Source organism: Salinicoccus luteus DSM 17002 (assembly GCF_000712035.1).
Lineage (GTDB): Bacteria > Bacillota > Bacilli > Staphylococcales > Salinicoccaceae > Salinicoccus > Salinicoccus luteus.
The window spans coordinates 460,386-476,764 of record NZ_JONV01000006.1; the positions used below are offsets into that span (position 1 = coordinate 460,386).

Consider the following 16,379-nt stretch of genomic DNA (forward strand, 5'->3'; position numbering starts at 1 on the left):
CCTACACACCTCCTTGGTTTATTGCCTGCATCGGTTCCACTCTGCTGATCTGGATTCCCGACACGCTGGAACCGACGAATCCAATGATGATGAAGACAAGTGACATCATGGAAGCAGAACCGGCTGTCAACATGAATGGCATGGTTGAAGGCATAATTAGGGCAAGCAGTTGGCTGAGCCCTACTGATAAAATGAGGGAGATGGTTGTAATGATGGCCATCTGTGCCCACATCATCCTGAAGAGGGTCGCTGTTTTGACGCCGACGGCCTTCAGGATACCGTACATGGCAATCTTCTGTACGTTGATCATATAGAAGAATATGGCGAAAAGCATGCCACTGATGATGAACAGGAATACGACGATCATGTTCAATGACAGCTGCTCTGCACTGTAACTAGGAATGGTGTTCATGAACTCATCGTTTGTATATCGCTCAAGCCCCGCAACTGCAGGCGCATCTTCACCTTCTACAAAAGCGATCTGGTATTCATCCGTACGATACATCTCATCGAAATCTGCACGATCTACAAATGCGACGGGAGAATGGCTGAACTTCTGCTGTTCGACGAATGTATCCACCTTCAATTCGCCATCCAGCAGTCTGTTGGTCAGCCCCTCATCTTCTTTGATGGCCGATTCCATCAGTGAATCATCCACAATCGTCTCCCCTTCCTTCACTCGAGGAAACAGACTTCCGTCTGAATTGACGAATGCAACGCCATGCCGCTTCCCATCTTCACTTTCGAGCTCTCCCATCTGTATGGAGAAAAATGCAACTTCCGGTACCGCTTCTTTGATTTCCGCCCTATTCTTTTCATTCAAACCGGAAAAATTATACAGTCCTTCCGCTTCCGCCTCCATATAGAAGGTGCCTTCGGGTATATCCTTGATGAGTGAGGCATTATCATATGACAGCCCATTCGCCAGGCCGGCTATGATCATCGTCAGCAGGCTGATCAGGAAAATTATCGACCCCAGAATCACATATCTCGTCTTGAACTTCACCATCTCTTTCCATGCCATCTTCATTCTGACACCTCCTCTGCTGTACCGGCCACTCCGTATGATTGTGCTTCAGAAAGTACTTTCCTCTTGTTTTCCATAAAAACATCCTCCCTAGTTCATCTGTATTTCATACTCTATACTTCGAATATGAACGCAATATGTACTGAGGAGGATTATTTTAATTTTTTGGGAGCACAACCCGGAATACAGTGCCATGATCATTTGATTGGACACTGATCGTTCCATTATGCAGCTCCACAACTTTCTGCACAATCGAGAGGCCGAGGCCCGACCCTTGTATCTTCCCCGATCTTGAGGAATCTTCCCGGTAGAACCGTTCAAAGATGTGCTGCTTCGCTTCTTCTCCCATCCCGATGCCAGTATCCCTGAAGCTGACCTCTATATTATCCTCATGCTCAATCAGCTCTATCCCGATTTCACCAAACTTGCTGTTATATTTGATTGCATTGGACAGCAGGTTGTCCCATACCGCCTCGAGCAATGTTTCGTCCCCTGCAATAACAACATCTTGGATATCATGGGAAAGCATCAGATTGTCTTCATTAATCTTCCATTCATAGCGATGGATCAGCCGGCGCAGCTGGCTGCCGACATCGTATATCTTCTTTTTCAGAAGATGATCTTCATGATCCAGAGATGACAGCAGCAGCAGCTGGTTCGTCATTGCACTGATGCGGTCGGATTCGCCATTGATGATCGAGAGATATTCCTGTGCTTTTCCATCACTGTCCAGTTCATTCTGAAGCAGTGCACTGTACCCTTTTATATTGGATAGCGGAGAATTTATATCATGGGTTATGTTGGAAATGAAATCTCTGCGCATATTTTCAGTCTGCCTGATTCTATCTACCATCACCGCAAAGCTCTTCGTCAATTCGCCCAGCTCATCCTTCCGCTTCGTTTCAAGTCCGCCGATATCGTAGCTGCCCTTGGACAGCGCCTTTGTAGCCGCGCTCAGGCGGGTTACGGGGCGCACCATATATTTGGTCCCAATAAGCACGAAAATGATGCTCAAAACGATTGTGAGAAGGAAAAGCCAGCCGAACAGGAGGTGCATTTCATTGAAGAGCTTCTCTATATCCGGCCGCATGAACAGTGCGTATTTTTCCCCTTCATATTCCAAAGGTATACCGATGGTATTTCTGAGTTCGTTGGCAAAGAAACCGGTGACGAACGTTTCCCTCGGGAATTCCTGCATGCCATGATGGATATTTCCATCCAGCACGTTTTCAACGACATGATTTGGAAGCGCAGCTTCTCTGAATTCCGAGCCGTAGAACGTCCCATCACCCGAATCATCAGCCAAGTACAGCTGGTAACCGACAGCTGCCATATTCTCGAGGTATTCATTGATGGACACTTCAGGATTACCCTCGATGAAGGTCGCCATCTCCTTGGCAATCTGCGTATTCTTCTCATCATTTTCCGGCTTCAAGTACTGCTGGTAATACGTGTTCGAAATGAAGAATGCAGTCAGAAAGCTGAGCATCATGATGCCTATTGTCGTTGCAGCAAAAGTGGAATATAAGGAGCGCATCACTCATCCACCTCCAGGGAATATCCGACTCCCCTGACCGTATGGATGCTGACTGGCACCGATAGTTGTCTGAAACGTTCCCTCAATCTTTTGATATGCACATCCACTGTCCGATTATCCCCTTCAAAATCCAGACCCCAGATGTCTTCGATCAACTGTTCGCGTGTAAAGACACGTCCGGGGTTCTTACCAAGCAAATACAGGAGCTCAAATTCCTTAAGGGGCAGCTTCACTGTCTTGGAACCGATCTTGATTGAATAGTTTTGCTGATAAAGCAGGACATTGCCGAACCTGACGGGGGCCTCTTCCTCCCCTGCACCATACCGGCGGAGCAGGGCCTCTATCCTGAAGATCAGTTCCTTTGCTTCAAAAGGCTTGACCAGGTAATCGTCCGTACCGGCCCTGTAAGCCAACTCCTTATCTTCAATCTGACCTTTGGCTGTAAGGATGATGATGGGGGTATTGTATATGTCGCGAATTTCCTTCGTCAGTGCTATGCCATCCATATAGGGCATCATTACATCCACAACCGCTATGTCACATGGGTGTTCCTTGATCTTTTTCAATGCATCTCTTCCGTCTGTAGATTCGACTGTCGCATACCCCTCTTCTTCAAGCACCAGCCGAATAAACTCCCGTATATTCTTATCATCATCCACAATCAAAACGCGTGCCATACTTTCGATCCTTTCACAAAGCATTCTAGTACAAACCCTTAAAATCATTTTCATCCATTCTATCATTATTGTATGAACCGAATATGAACAGATTTTCAGAACTATTCAATATATGGGCATACATAATAATTTGTACCTTCAAATCGCACTTCTATTGTTAAATACTTCAATTTCAGATAGAGTAAATACATAAGATTTTTATGGATTGGAGGGTGACCAATATGAAATTAAGCAACATTTTTCTGAGAGGCATCGCTATCATCTTATCGATTGTAGCGTTCGGTTTTTATATTTTTGTTATTACCGAGTTCACAGAGGGAACTATCCTCTCGTTTCCTTACATATTGTTGACCATCTATTTTGTTGTATCTTTGGTGAGCTATCCTTTCATAGCTCTGGAAGATAATAAGGTGATTGAAAAAATTCGATTTCTTCCCAGCAGTTCCATTCTGCTTGTAAATTTTACGCTTGCGCCTTTTATATTATTCAAGCGCCTTTCAGACAAGAAAGAAAGCCGCGTACCATGAGTCTACCAATAAAAGGAGCCACATTCTTTTCTTCATTCGTTGTTTCAACTCCACATCTTTGATATCTGGTTCTTCCTCCTCTTTATTCTTGGCAGCAAGATACTGAAGAAGCGGAAGCATCGGAGGATTAGAAAGAGAGGCTCAGCAAGGAAAATCTCTTTACTGAGCCTCCCCTTTTTTGTACAGTACAATGATTTTCTGCACATTATTTTAATGGGATTTATGATGAAAGGAATGACGATCAATATACGGATAACATCCCCAAGAAACTTCAGTAACACTTCTCTCTCTTCTGTTTTCGGATGATGAAAACCAATTTTGTTTGAATTTTCAAAATTCGGTTATAGTTTATTATCAAGGAATTTTATGCCACATCTATATTCGAGATTTGAATAGGAACTACTTTATGGAGGAATGATAGGATGGAAAAACGAAGACTGATCTTTATATTCATTTTAGGAATAATTATAGGAATGATTTCGGTCACACTTTTCGGTAATCCTTTTGTAAACATCATATTCTAGCAAATGATTTCATGGACGCAGGCGTAGACCTCTGCACTCTACAGTGTTGGGTATCTACTCCTTTTTCTGGTGGGACTGGATAGACGATCATTGAACCGACCCACCATCACTTATTGTACCTTCCTACCTGTTCTTTACAATGATGCCACCTATTGACCCGACAAGTATGTAAATCAGGAAAAAGATCCATAAATAGATTATTGATATCGATTCTTCGCCGAACAGTGAAAAAACTGATAATCCCAGTACCAGAATGGCAAGAGCTGCTTGAGAGAGTATGGACATGAAAACGAAAATGTTATGGGAAATGCGTTCATCCGTCTCTGGTAAATCGCTTTTTTCATGTCTGGCTATGAAAAATTCAAAAAGCAGCAGTAAGAATCCAGCTAAAGTTGCTCCAGCCATGACTTCAATCGGGAATCGACCTTGGATGAAATAAATCACAAGGGATCCCAGCAGCATCCCACCCACTATTCCCAGGACCATATACAATCTGCTCTTTCTGATGTTTTTAACTTGGTTCTCCTGATCGAATAGATTATTCATTTTCATCCTCCTCGAGAATAAAGACATTTTCCATAGGTTCGTCAAAGTACTTTAAAATTTTAAGAGAAAGCTCCAAGCTGGGATTATACTTATTTTTCTCAATCGCATTCATCGTCTGCCGTGTTACCTTAAGATCTTCGGCCATTTTGATTTGAGTGATTCCCTTCCTTGTGCGGATTTCCTTGATATGGTTTATTACTCCCAAGACTCCCCCTCCAAAAAGTAAAGATACCTTTACTATTATTATAATTAATGAATCCCTTTAAGTAAAGATATCTTTACGTTAATTTTACATCCCACGCATCTTAAAAACTGGGGTTTATTATAATAGGATTCATATTGAATGGTGAAGTGTTAGTATATGCGATTTTTTCAAAGTGTCCTTGACATGGGGTCCACATTAATCGTTTACCCACCGTTTGATTAGAATTCATACTTACGCCCTGAAAAAAACAACTTTAATCATCACAAAATTCCTGCATTTAAATTCTCTATCATAAAATACTTCATCTAATTTATTCGAACATCATATTCCAAAATGAGGCTCCCCCACCAAAAATCCAAAACCATAGAACAATTAAAGAAATTAAAAACCAAGTAACTCTCCAAATATTGTTTTGCACCAAAAACTGAATACCGTAAAAAATTCCCCACCATAAAAATGAAGTGTAGACTGCAAAATTGATGCTGGGAGATGAGACAGCACTCATTGCATTCCCGAACAAAGCAAGTAGACCAAATACTGACATAGCGACTAAAATGATTATATTTAAACCATGAATATGCCAACTTTTCATGTTAAAGCCCCAATCTGAAAATATTTATTTAACTACTAAAATAGAAAAATCTAGCCTACGGTGTTTTTCACTACAATTATGTTTATGGAAACGATTTTACTCTATACTCTTTTTGTAATAAAGTGCGCTATGCACCCCATTGTAATAGACCAAAAAATAAGAAATATTGGAAAGCAAGAAAGCCAATATTCACTATTAGCGACAAAATAAGCATTCCTCTTCTTTCCTTTAAGACAAATAAACAAAAAATTCCAAGTATCAGAAATATGAAAGAAGCTATTGATAAAAGAATCAAAGGTAATGTTGGAGGTATGTTATTATTGTAGTAAATTTCTCCCGGGACTAAATGTAAACTTCTTAAAATCACGATTAAAACAAACACAGCTATCGTAATAAAAGTTCCTCTGGTTGTAATGAATCGCAGTTTATATTTCATCGTTATTCATCCTTAATAAAATTGAAGGATCTGATTTTGTAAAAAGTTCAACTTTCATTTACACACAACCTAACATAAATATATTATCTAATGAATTCCATATCTTTAAGAAACAAAAACAGCTTGGATCTTTGCATTTAATTACTCAATCGTAAAATATTCCATCTAATTTATTCGAATATCATATTCTAAAATGAAGTTCCTTCACCAAACATCCAATATCACAAAACAATTATGTTTATAAAAATAAATTTGGCCAAAAATAGAAATAATACAATTGAAAGAAGGTGTAGAATTTTATGAGAAGTGCATCTTTGATAAGCTGGTTCTCTCTGCTTAGTATCGTTTTTTCCATATTTTATTTTACACTCATTATGACGAGAGGGCCGATTATAACAGGAAGCCCGGCGATAGAAATTTATATTAGTCTTATTTCATTAGCTTTAGCTTTAGTACTTTCAATAATTGGTATTCTAAAAAAATCAGAGCCCAATCTTCTTCCTGGGGTGTCTCTCATTATAACAATAGCATTCGGTATCTTCTTTTTATTTGTCTATATCGTATCTGGCATGTCTACCGATTATTAATTTATATGACAAAATATAAGTGATTCTTAAAATCACAAGAAGGAAAAACATAAATATAATAGCAAACCATGATGAGAATGGTGCATCTAAGTTTGAATCATAGTTTTTTAAATCCTTACATTTATTAACGTTCAAAAAGTCTAAACACCTTAAAAATATGATGCCTCGGATAGAAGCAGATCTAGAAGCAATTAAAAATAAACAAGTTTAGTAAAAACAGATTTTCATGAGTAGTTGTCTTCCAGCTATATTCTTTTTTATTTAAGGAAGAAATTTTTGGTATTATGTTTGAAATTAAATCATTTTTCAGCAATACATTTTGAGTTCATCTTTTTTTAATTTCTTTCCAATAGATTGGAGGGAGTAAGATGTTTAAATATTTGGCAGCTATATGTTCATTGTTAGTGATAGTTCCTTTCTTTGGTTCTGAGCCATTATATCCAATATTATTTTCCTTTATATTTGCTCTATTGGGTACAATTTTTGGTGTGATCAGCATTAAAAAAGAAACAGGTATCTTAGGAAAGATCGCTCTTGTTGTAAACGCATTATTTCTTTTGCTTAGTGTTTTAATATTATTATTTTCTGTAATTTGGATAATAGGCGGCGGTCCTTAAAATCGAATACATTATCTGAAGTGGTTGCGGTCCTTCAGAAGATAAATACTGATAAGGGGCTTCTCGATATGCTAGAGAAGTCCCTTATTGTTTTGAGAAGTTTCGTTTGTCAAAATAAGCTAGACAGTTCCTTATCACCCATGTAACTCAAAAACACTTCCAACGGCGTACGATAGTTCAATGATTTTCTCGGTATATGGTTTCTTCTTGCAGCGACCGATGAGATAAAAGCTTGGTCGACTGTGTTGAAATCCATATCTTTACGCAGTCCATCCCTTCTGAGCAGACCATTGGAATGTTCATTCAGCCCGCGTTGTGACGGTGTGCCCGGATCGGCGAAGTAGATGGCCAGGTCATTTCGATTGCTCATCGACTGCCAGTTGGAGAATTCTTTACCGCAGTCAAAAGTGATGGACTTGAACAGGTTTCTCGGCACCCAGTGACACCACGTATTGATGGCAGTTTCGATATCTTTGGCCGTCCGACCTTCAGGTTTCAATGTGATGATGACTTTGGATAGCCGTTCAACCAGCGTGATGACGGCGCTTTTATGTCGCACACCGACAATAGTGTCGCCCTCCAGATGGCCGAATTCTTTATTGAACGCTGGATAGTCGTCCAACCTTTCGGAAATGTTGCGCCGGAACGTCTGTCGCCCCCGGCGTTCCTTATGACCGTTGGGTTTTCTTTTGCCTTTCATTGGCAATGTGGACACATCAAAGTCCTTACGCTTGAACATGCGGTACAATGTGCGGCTGGAACACTGTATCTTACGGTCACGCCGGCCGGCAATCACATCCGGTGTCCAGCCCTGGGCCACTTTTCCTGTCACATATGCGTGTTGGTCCGCTGGCAGTCTTGTCCGTTTCCGGCCGCAGCGCTGCTTGTTTGCCTTGTAGCGCTGGTAGTAGTCCAATGCGCTGTGGCCGGCTCTGAAAAAAGCCACAACATTATGGACCGTCTGTCGGGCCCGGCAGACCCGTTTCGAGATTTTTGAAACAGGGGTGTTCTGATGAAAGTAGGGTTCTATGATTACCAGTTCATCCGTGCTAAGATGGGTGTAGGTCATTCGTGATCACTCCTATGTTTTCTTTGGTTGGAAATACATTTTGAGTGTATCACGAGTGGCTCTTTCTATGTGTCTAGCTTAATTTTACAATCGGCGACAGTAAAAAAAGAGTGACTTAAGCCACTCTCATTAAATATTACATTCCTATCTCTTTTTACATCATCGAATTGATAATATATCCAATGGCCATAAAAATAAAAAAGCTGAAAAACATAAGAGCATTAAGGAATATCAATAATGTTCTTTTTGACAGGACACCAAAAACTACCCCAATTGGAGAAACAATGAAAGTTAAAAGCCAAAAAGGACTAGAAATTTCAAATAAAATATTGGGAATCCAAACGAGAATGCCTATCAATAAACAGATTAAAGAGATTGTAGTAAACTTATTTTTAATTTTACACATCTCCCCTCATAATTATATTATTATTTAATAACAACCGTTTGCAGCAGATTGTGCTTGAAAATATGCAAAGACAGCATAAGCCATTTGTTTTTCCAAAAATTTCATTTTATAAGTTTGAGCAATTATTCTGGACATTAATCTTTTATCACTACCACAATCGAAATAACCGTAATCTCTATAATCTAAATCATGCTGTTTACATATATTATCAAGCACATCTTTAGTGCCCCCGCCTCCATGTCCAGGGCCGCACCAGTTACCCCAAACAGGTAGCGAAAGCGCCATAACAGTTACTTCTCCAGGCTTCTTATTGTACGCTTGATTTACTTGGTTTATTTTTTGACCAGTTCCAATAATAAATTCGCTTTGTCCATCATCTTTAGCTTCTTCAACATCAAACTTTATTTCCCCATCTTTAGTTCTAGTTATGTATTGTTCCAACACAAGTTGAGTTTCTTCGAAGCTGCTGTTCTCGTCAACTTTTTGGGTTGATGCTTCGGCGCTAGACACTCCACTAACAAGTAAACTGAAAGTCATGAAAATTAAAAACAATTTCTTCACAATATACTCCCCTTTATTTATCACCCAGATTTATAAATTCTAATATATGTAACATAAGAATAAATATAGAATTTACGCGTTTACTGTAACACACTTTTTAGAATATAAAATGGGAAAATAATAATATGGAACCTTTAATAATTGTAGAGCAGAAAAACATATTTTTGATCAATACAAAATTGACCGACCTTTATTTTTTGTCGATAAGCGATATATATTACATGCGCAACAGTTAGCTATTAGCGATTAATTGGGGGCGCAAGTCATTTATCGCCCTTATATACTTATGGCCCACAAACGTATAAAATGGTGTGACTTTAGGAGCTATTTTGCATCTGTTTTAACTGTTATTTTGCACACTCAATTTAGAAACCCAGCTGTCTTCGTGAAAAGATAAGCTGGGCTTTTTAATTATAGTGCAAGTTATCGCTTGAATCAGGGCAAGATAACACCGAAAGTGACATTATTAAGATTAATTGGTAAGTATATATCGTTAATTTTAGGTAGACCCTAAATAGACGGTACTAGAGTGTTGAGTTCACTGGCTTTCGAGTGTATGATTAGGGTGTATTTTAATTATATTCAGAAAAGATGGTTATGTGAAAATTGGATATGCGCGTGTGTCATCACTGGATCAGAATTTGAATAGACAGATTGAAGTGTTAGAGGAATTTGGTACAGAAAAGGTTTTTAGGGAAAAAAGATCTGGTGCTACTGTAAATGAGCGAAGCGTCTTCAAAGAAGTATTAGACTTCGTGCGTTCAGGAGATCAACTTATCGTAGAGTCGATTGATCGGTTAGGCAGAAATTATGATGAAGTAATAGACACAGTAAACTTCTTAAAGCAGAAAGATGTCCAGCTGGTTATCACAAGCCTGCCTATTATGAGTGAAGCGATTGGTAATCCGTTGATGGATAAATTCATCAAAGACCTCATCGTCCAAATACTGGCGATGATTGCTGAACAGGAGCGCAGTGAATCCAAGAGAAGGCAAACTCAGGGTATAGCCCTTGCGAAGGCTAAAGGCGTGTATAAAGGCCGTCCGACGCTCTACTCACCGACAGCCAAAGACCCTCAAAAAAGACTTGTGTATCATCGTGTTGTTTCTCGACTCAAGGAAGGCATTGCAATATCTAAAATTGCGAACGAGGTTGGAATCACACGACAAACAATCTACAGAATAAAGAACAATTTAGATTAATTTTTCTATATAAAAAGTAATGTATTCAAAAACGTTTCATATGATAAAATTGATGCGGTCATCTAGTTCACTTCTGTGCGGATAGCATGGGAGGAGGTGACACCATGTTTGCAACAATGTTTGAGTTTCTTATTGCACCAATTGTAGTCGGTGCAGTAATCACATTATTCTCGTATTGGTTGGATAATCGTGAAGACTAACTAGATGACTAGACCAATAACACCAAATAACCCCCAATCTACGGACATAGATTGGGGGTTCGGTGTGCCATGATAAGCAACAATGTTTGATTACTTATATTATAACATTTTCATGTTGAATCGTAAACGAAACAAAATCTACAGAGCCCTTTAAAGATCATTTATGCTCTTTATTTCTGCGATATGGCTAACACCTACTTTAAAATAATCCCTTTGTTTTTCGTTTTCGAAAACTTTAACTCATCGCTTGCTGCATTTCATGAAAAACTCCTATAATTTCCAGTGCTCATGAGCACTCTTATTCTAAAGGCATTGTACAGAACTGTTGAATCTTATTTGCAGCTGTTTGAATATCAATCAACGTATCATACAATAATGCTTTTTCTTCCACGGTTAAATTTTCGTTATCGAGCATTTGTGTAATCGAAGAACTTAACCCCCGACATCGACACCAGCAATCGAAAATTTCTGTATTCATATGCACTCTCCCTCTATTAATCCCATCGGATAAAATGGTCGATTTCCGGACTTTCTTTCCACTGATAATTCCGAGTGATTTCCATTAGCTTTATACGAATTTCTTGTTCCAGATCCTCTCGTCGGTCTGGGGATGTCTGAAATAAGGCGTGTTGGATTTTGGGTTGTAATCGCTCAAATAATATATCCAATGGTTCTTCCTGTGCTTTATACTCCAGATCTTGAATTTCTTGAACTAGCGTAGCAAACGCTGGTTGCTTCTCCATGAAAGCACCTCCTTCTTATCCATACTGTTTCTGCACATACCATTGACGCATATTTTGAAGTGCCCGTTGTTTTAAACGTGAAATCGATTGCTGGCTCTGGTTAAACATTTCTCCAATTTCGGTATCTGTATAGCCATATACAAAGGATAAATCCAATACCCGTTGCTGTTTCTTTGTCAACTGCTCCCATGCCGAAGAAAGGACATTCGAAAATATATGATCTTTCAAGGTATGTGAACTTGAACCACACTCAGACACTGTAGACGGAATTTCTCCAACAGAATGCCCTTCTCCCATTGGCGCATCCAGATAACGTTGATTACGGTCTAGAAAACGACGTTCTTTTTTATCAAATTGCACGGCTGTATAATGAATGGTTTTTGCAAATTACGAAATAAATCGGCGTTCAAAAATAAATTGTTGAAAGGTTTGTTCGAGGGTTTTCCTTCGTTCTTCGTTCGGTTGTCGAACATAGCGATATAGTAATCCTTTGTTTTCTTGATGGCGTAAAAATGACTGCCAAAGCTTGTGATACGGGGGCGGCGTTTGATACTCACAGGTCGAATTCATTTAAACACCTCGCTTCTAATACGAACATATGTTCGTATTAGAAGTAGCATATTCTTCAAATATTTTCAAATACTTCTATATGTTTATGTATTTATAAAAGGAAGATGGAAAACTAAAAACACAACCTTTTTTTACCTCAGGTTGTGTTTTGGACAATTTATCTCTCTTTTATATATGTAAGCCACAACACGAAGAAAAGGAGAAGATAATCATGAGTTATTTGGAACCTACTGTATATATCCAGGACACTTGTCTGCACTGTCACCGTCAAATTGATTGGATGGAGCAAGAAGGATATGCCTTTATCACGAAAGAAGTATCGAATCCGGAACATCGTGAGGAATTTTTTCACCTAGGAGGGACGGGAACGCCATTGACCGTTGTTATCAATTCAGACGGCGTCGCAACATCGGTGCAAGGTTTTCAACGCACGAAATTAGAAAGAATGCTAAAAGAAAATATTTAATCTTTCTTCAGCAGGTTGTGATTTATTACTTTGAACGCTCTTTTATAAGTAGAACATGTTTGAGAGAGATGGTGATGTAGCCAAGCGGTAAGGCAAAGGTCTGCAGAACCTTGAACCCCCGGTTCGAACCCGGGCATTGCCTTCATTAAAATTTAGGAGGTGAACTGAAATGGCTGAGGATAAAAAGAAGATTAATAATGAAGAAGTAACTCCACAGTATGCAGTTGTATGTGGAAACAGTGTCAGGAGATGTTGTTCTGCTAATCCAGACTGTTATACAGAGATCCAAGTTTTCCCTGATGGGACTAGACATGAAACCGGTAGTTGTTGTAGCTACTAAAAAATTATAGAAAGTAGGAATTATAATGAGAGCAAAAATAAAAGAGTTGTCCATTCCAAAAACTAAAGAATTATTTAATGAAGCCTTGAAGCAAAATGATACAAAACTTCTTTTAGAAGAACTTAATATAAATATAGATCAAACCAAAGAAAAGGCGTATACTCTACAATTTTTCTACGAAAATCAAGAAGACAAGGTATTTGAAACCCTTCTAATTTACCAAAATGATGAAAAAGTTATCGAAGCTACTAAGGATTATAATGATAATGCATTCCAAAAAATTATTGCTCATTATGTTGACAATAATCCGGATAGCAAAAAGATTAAGCGAGTTTCAGTTAAAAACAATCAAGTGAATGTATTGAAAGAACTTCCATATGACCATAATTATTTTGATTTCTTTGCAGAGAATCAAGTGAATGATATAAGTGCTCAACAAAATTGGTATGATGGTTGTTTTGTATTTGGCGATCCAGGAACCGGATACCATATTTATAAGCATTGTGGAGCGGATTGTGGAGATGAGGGTTCAGATGGAGGCGGAGTACCAATAAACCCCTTAGATAGCTGTTGCCGTTCTCATGATCGTTGTTATGAAAATTTCGGTTATGATGACTGTGAATGTGATCAAATTCTTGGGGATTGTGCAAATGGTACAATTGACCCTGGATGGTATGCTGTTGCTACATGGGCTTATAATAAAAGCTGTGTATAAAAAATGACTAAACATTCAATACCTCTATAAGTGATATACTGGACTCTCACAAGAAACTGTGAGATGGTTGCAACGATTAATGTATTAGACAAAACAACGCTCTAAGGAGTGAAATAATGGATAGGAAAACTAAATATAATATCCTTATTATTGTCATTATTGTTGTTGGCCTTGGTCTAGGTTTACTTGGTTATTTTGGTTTCATGGAGTTTATAAAGAATTTACCATTGGCTTAAATGGTTGATATTCTCTATCTGCACAGTTAGAACCTAGAACAATCAGTCTAATAATGTAGAATCGAAGTATATTCAAGTGATACGTACGCCAGATAGAAGTGAAAATTAGAATCCAGAGTTAGCAATTTTCTATTGTAGCACTTTTAAAACTTAAGTTTTAAAAGTGCTTTCTTTTATGATTAACTTGTTTATGTCATGGTGTATTGTTTTAGTCATCTAATCATTACACCAACAATAATCGGTGCAATCAAAAGTTCAAATAAAATGTCTAAAAGTTGCTCTAATATAGATGTCAACTATTTGTATTCGACGTTCTTCAATTTACTTTATTTCCAACTTTGGAATGTACTATTTTAAAGAATCACCCGGAGTAGTTGCGATTACCGGTCCTGAGCAAGACTGATGTGCCTTGTATATTTGATATGCTACTCCAACTATAGTGCCTTTTGCTCCATTGTTGATCATTTTTACAGCTGCTTTTTTAAAATTAGCCCAATTTGGATTATCGTGGAAAGTAGCAAGCGCACCTATCAATACAGCTTGACTATATGACGCTCCTAGGTATGCGGCCATGCAATCGGCTTGTGCATTTTGCGTTTGAAACCCTGGATCTTTTAACATTTTCTTTTCAGTAGCTTGAGATTTAACATATTCTTCTGCATATGCATTGACCTCTTTTTCTATCGCTTCTTCGTCTAAACTGTCAGTGTTAGCTTGAGCGAGCTGTAAAAAACCGACACTGATACTACTCAAAATAAGCGCAAAAACTATTCTGGATTTTAATGTAAATTCACTAACAAAAAGGTGGTACATAATTCTATGTCAAATGAAAATAAAAAAGCCTGGATCAATTTAATCATACCTGGCATCTTTTTTATCTTAATTTTTATAGTAGAGTTGCCTAGTATCCTAAATAATATTTTTGGCTTTATTATAATTTTTGTCATCTTAACTATCATTCAGTTCTATTTAAATAAATATCTAAATAAAAAGTATCCTTCGAGTAAAGATCTGAAAGATTAAGTACTATATAACAATTCAACTACTCTCTTCAGAAAACACTTTTAAAAGTGAAAATATTGAGAGAGTTTTCAATTATCTGCACGTCAGTAAATTCTCAAACCCCTTTATATGCCGGCAATATAAAAACGAATACCGATAATGGTCAGATATATACAAAAATCGCCTGTTTTCGATGAAATATCGCACATATATACATAAATATATATTGTCCTATTTAGATATTTTACCATTTATAATCCGATAAAATTTCTAATTGATTTCTAAACACTCATCCAAAGTGGGGGTTAAAGTGGGGGGAACGCCATTTTTTTGATTGGAATTCATGCACACGTTCCAAAGTGAAAATGGACCCGGCATCATCTCAATTCGGTACAGTAATAAATTACTATACTCAAGCTTTGACCTCCCCAACCCCACGTGCGTTCTTGTTGGGGAGGTCAAAGCTAAATGAGATATTGCGGGTCTGTTCCGGTGGTTCGTGTGCATGGTATGGTGCATAAGTGTGTCCCCCAGTGTGTGATTTGTGTATGTTTTTTGATTGATTTTTATGGTGTACAGAATAAATGGTGGATCGGATAACAGGTACTTTAAGTGTAATGATGTATGGTTTCATGATGGGTATGTCTATGTATCGGGTAAATGTATTTCGTGTCTAGGAGATACATTTTCTAAATCCTGCTGCGTCTGTATAGGCATAGATGTCATTATAGAATTCGGCGTTGAAGCCAATATGGAGCAGTGTCCGGTGCAGATAGGCATAGATATTATAGACGGGTTCCCCTTGGCCTCTATGATGGCGTTTCATGGCCTTTACGAGGGATTCCAGAGCATAAACGAGTGCCTCAGTCTGTTGGTCTGCATCGAGGTCAAAGGTATTGAGACTGTTCATTGCCGTTTTGTAGAGGGCGGTCAATTGGGCATCACTGAAGAAGGGTTTAAACTGCTGATAAACCCGTTAAACTGCTGATAAACCCGGCTTGGTACGATGTGGTTGTCGAATGTGGCTGATTTGATGTTTTCGATGCGTTCCAATCTTAATTTATTTCTCATGCGCTTATATCTACGGGTAGTACTACTGAATATAGAATTTAATAGTTTTAAAGAATACATAGTTTGTTTTTTGACTTTGATGTACGCAAAGGCTTGTGCCTGTTGGCTTTTGACGGTCTTTTTTACCTGCTCACGATATGACACTTTGCGATATGACACTTTCTTTTTTTGCACGGCCTTCTGCTGACCCACTGTATTGATGATGTAGACATTTGCGCCCTTTCCCCCGGCTTTTCTGCGTGAAGTATTGGCCACTGTAATAAAGCCATTGTCCTTGAGATATTTCAGATGGCGGTGGATGGCACGCACGGAGCGATTGAGTGCCTGGGCGATGGTCTTGACCTTCAGGTGGGAGACCCCGATGATCTTGCAGGAATATCGTTTCAGCAGGTTCAGCGTTTCGTAGTGCACCCTGCTGATTCTGGCATTGAACTGTCTGACGGTCTCATCCATTTCTTTGATGCTGTCGAAGTTCTGGTAGTCGGTGAAGCTGACGATTTCGTATTGAGTGGTCATATGTAAA

General features: G+C 38.6%; 22 protein-coding genes and 1 tRNA gene. 8 read left to right on the forward strand and 15 right to left on the reverse strand.

The window, feature by feature from the left end:
- Nucleotide 1: 1 nt before the first annotated feature.
- The 3 genes from BO53_RS0102570 to BO53_RS0102580 form a co-directional block, all read right to left on the reverse strand.
- Nucleotides 2-1,030, reverse strand: coding sequence for an ABC transporter permease (locus tag BO53_RS0102570; protein WP_031545145.1), 1,029 nt, complete (start codon nucleotides 1,028-1,030; stop codon nucleotides 2-4).
- A 154-nt stretch (nucleotides 1,031-1,184) separates the two neighbouring features.
- Complete coding sequence (locus BO53_RS0102575) at nucleotides 1,185-2,564, reverse strand: sensor histidine kinase (RefSeq protein WP_031545147.1); 1,380 nt, start codon at nucleotides 2,562-2,564, stop codon at nucleotides 1,185-1,187.
- Entirely contained in the window at nucleotides 2,564-3,241 is a 678-nt protein-coding gene (locus BO53_RS0102580) for a response regulator transcription factor (RefSeq protein WP_031545149.1), read from the reverse strand. Before BO53_RS0102580 ends, BO53_RS0102575 begins: the two co-directional genes overlap by 1 nt.
- 221 nt (nucleotides 3,242-3,462) lie before the next feature.
- On the opposite strand from BO53_RS0102580, the gene BO53_RS0102585 reads away from it, so the two are divergent.
- Complete coding sequence (locus BO53_RS0102585; protein WP_031545150.1) at nucleotides 3,463-3,768, forward strand: hypothetical protein; 306 nt, start codon at nucleotides 3,463-3,465, stop codon at nucleotides 3,766-3,768.
- A 647-nt stretch (nucleotides 3,769-4,415) separates the two neighbouring features.
- Here BO53_RS0102585 and BO53_RS0102600 read toward each other — a convergent pair.
- The 4 genes from BO53_RS0102600 to BO53_RS0102615 all read right to left on the reverse strand — a co-directional run bounded on the left by BO53_RS0102600 (nucleotide 4,416) and on the right by BO53_RS0102615 (nucleotide 6,071).
- A complete protein-coding gene (locus BO53_RS0102600; protein ID WP_031545152.1) occupies nucleotides 4,416-4,838 on the reverse strand; it encodes a hypothetical protein in 423 nt (140 codons plus the stop codon).
- Nucleotides 4,831-5,043 (reverse strand): helix-turn-helix transcriptional regulator, encoded by a 213-nt coding sequence (locus BO53_RS0102605; RefSeq protein WP_031545153.1) that lies wholly within the window; start codon nucleotides 5,041-5,043, stop codon nucleotides 4,831-4,833. Before BO53_RS0102605 ends, BO53_RS0102600 begins: the two co-directional genes overlap by 8 nt.
- Nucleotides 5,044-5,353: 310 nt before the next feature.
- A complete protein-coding gene (locus BO53_RS0102610) occupies nucleotides 5,354-5,635 on the reverse strand; it encodes a hypothetical protein (RefSeq protein ID WP_031545154.1) in 282 nt (93 codons plus the stop codon).
- A 127-nt stretch (nucleotides 5,636-5,762) separates the two neighbouring features.
- The gene (locus BO53_RS0102615) at nucleotides 5,763-6,071 is read right to left on the reverse strand and encodes a hypothetical protein (protein WP_031545155.1); all 309 of its coding nucleotides are present in this window, start codon (nucleotides 6,069-6,071) and stop codon (nucleotides 5,763-5,765) included.
- A 955-nt stretch (nucleotides 6,072-7,026) separates the two neighbouring features.
- Here BO53_RS0102615 and BO53_RS0102625 point away from each other — a divergent pair.
- Nucleotides 7,027-7,275, forward strand: a complete 249-nt coding sequence (locus tag BO53_RS0102625) for a hypothetical protein (protein ID WP_031545157.1) — start codon at nucleotides 7,027-7,029, stop codon at nucleotides 7,273-7,275.
- A gap of 109 nt (nucleotides 7,276-7,384) precedes the next feature.
- On the opposite strand, the gene BO53_RS0102630 is transcribed toward BO53_RS0102625, so the two are convergent.
- Entirely contained in the window at nucleotides 7,385-8,344 is a 960-nt protein-coding gene (locus BO53_RS0102630) for an IS30 family transposase (RefSeq protein ID WP_031545158.1), read from the reverse strand.
- A gap of 430 nt (nucleotides 8,345-8,774) precedes the next feature.
- The gene (locus BO53_RS0102640; RefSeq protein WP_031545159.1) at nucleotides 8,775-9,311 is read right to left on the reverse strand and encodes a hypothetical protein; all 537 of its coding nucleotides are present in this window, start codon (nucleotides 9,309-9,311) and stop codon (nucleotides 8,775-8,777) included.
- Between the two features lie 599 nt (nucleotides 9,312-9,910).
- Between BO53_RS0102640 and BO53_RS0102645 the strand changes: the two genes are divergently transcribed.
- Together BO53_RS0102645 and BO53_RS13825 are read left to right on the forward strand one after the other, a co-directional pair.
- Nucleotides 9,911-10,513, forward strand: coding sequence for a recombinase family protein (locus tag BO53_RS0102645; protein ID WP_031545160.1), 603 nt, complete (start codon nucleotides 9,911-9,913; stop codon nucleotides 10,511-10,513).
- A 104-nt stretch (nucleotides 10,514-10,617) separates the two neighbouring features.
- A complete protein-coding gene (locus BO53_RS13825; protein WP_156956077.1) occupies nucleotides 10,618-10,713 on the forward strand; it encodes a type I toxin-antitoxin system Fst family toxin in 96 nt (31 codons plus the stop codon).
- 298 nt (nucleotides 10,714-11,011) lie between these two features.
- On the opposite strand, the gene BO53_RS13830 is transcribed toward BO53_RS13825, so the two are convergent.
- The 3 genes from BO53_RS13830 to BO53_RS14100 are packed head-to-tail and all read right to left on the reverse strand — an operon-like array spanning nucleotide 11,012 to nucleotide 11,753.
- Entirely contained in the window at nucleotides 11,012-11,191 is a 180-nt protein-coding gene (locus tag BO53_RS13830) for a hypothetical protein (protein ID WP_017548327.1), read from the reverse strand.
- A gap of 16 nt (nucleotides 11,192-11,207) precedes the next feature.
- Nucleotides 11,208-11,456 (reverse strand): hypothetical protein, encoded by a 249-nt coding sequence (locus BO53_RS0102655; protein WP_031545161.1) that lies wholly within the window; start codon nucleotides 11,454-11,456, stop codon nucleotides 11,208-11,210.
- A gap of 15 nt (nucleotides 11,457-11,471) precedes the next feature.
- Complete coding sequence (locus BO53_RS14100; protein WP_245608173.1) at nucleotides 11,472-11,753, reverse strand: sigma-70 family RNA polymerase sigma factor; 282 nt, start codon at nucleotides 11,751-11,753, stop codon at nucleotides 11,472-11,474.
- A 484-nt stretch (nucleotides 11,754-12,237) separates the two neighbouring features.
- Between BO53_RS14100 and BO53_RS0102660 the strand changes: the two genes are divergently transcribed.
- The 4 genes from BO53_RS0102660 (at nucleotide 12,238) to BO53_RS13285 (ending at nucleotide 13,547) form a co-directional block, all read left to right on the forward strand.
- Complete coding sequence (locus tag BO53_RS0102660; RefSeq protein ID WP_031545162.1) at nucleotides 12,238-12,492, forward strand: glutaredoxin family protein; 255 nt, start codon at nucleotides 12,238-12,240, stop codon at nucleotides 12,490-12,492.
- 70 nt (nucleotides 12,493-12,562) lie between these two features.
- Nucleotides 12,563-12,634: transfer RNA gene (locus BO53_RS0102665), tRNA-Cys, on the forward strand.
- Nucleotides 12,635-12,661: 27 nt separating this feature from the next.
- Complete coding sequence (locus BO53_RS13835; RefSeq protein WP_156956078.1) at nucleotides 12,662-12,832, forward strand: hypothetical protein; 171 nt, start codon at nucleotides 12,662-12,664, stop codon at nucleotides 12,830-12,832.
- 25 nt (nucleotides 12,833-12,857) lie between these two features.
- Complete coding sequence (locus BO53_RS13285; protein WP_037341611.1) at nucleotides 12,858-13,547, forward strand: phospholipase A2 family protein; 690 nt, start codon at nucleotides 12,858-12,860, stop codon at nucleotides 13,545-13,547.
- 584 nt (nucleotides 13,548-14,131) lie between these two features.
- Here BO53_RS13285 and BO53_RS0102680 read toward each other — a convergent pair.
- The 3 genes from BO53_RS0102680 to BO53_RS14110 all read right to left on the reverse strand — a co-directional run.
- A complete protein-coding gene (locus BO53_RS0102680; protein WP_031545163.1) occupies nucleotides 14,132-14,596 on the reverse strand; it encodes a hypothetical protein in 465 nt (154 codons plus the stop codon).
- A gap of 862 nt (nucleotides 14,597-15,458) precedes the next feature.
- A complete protein-coding gene (locus BO53_RS14105; protein WP_245608174.1) occupies nucleotides 15,459-15,719 on the reverse strand; it encodes a hypothetical protein in 261 nt (86 codons plus the stop codon).
- Nucleotides 15,716-16,379: helix-turn-helix domain-containing protein (locus tag BO53_RS14110; RefSeq protein ID WP_425414475.1), on the reverse strand; the 664-nt coding region annotated here is incomplete at its 5' end. The genes BO53_RS14105 and BO53_RS14110, both read right to left, overlap by 4 nt.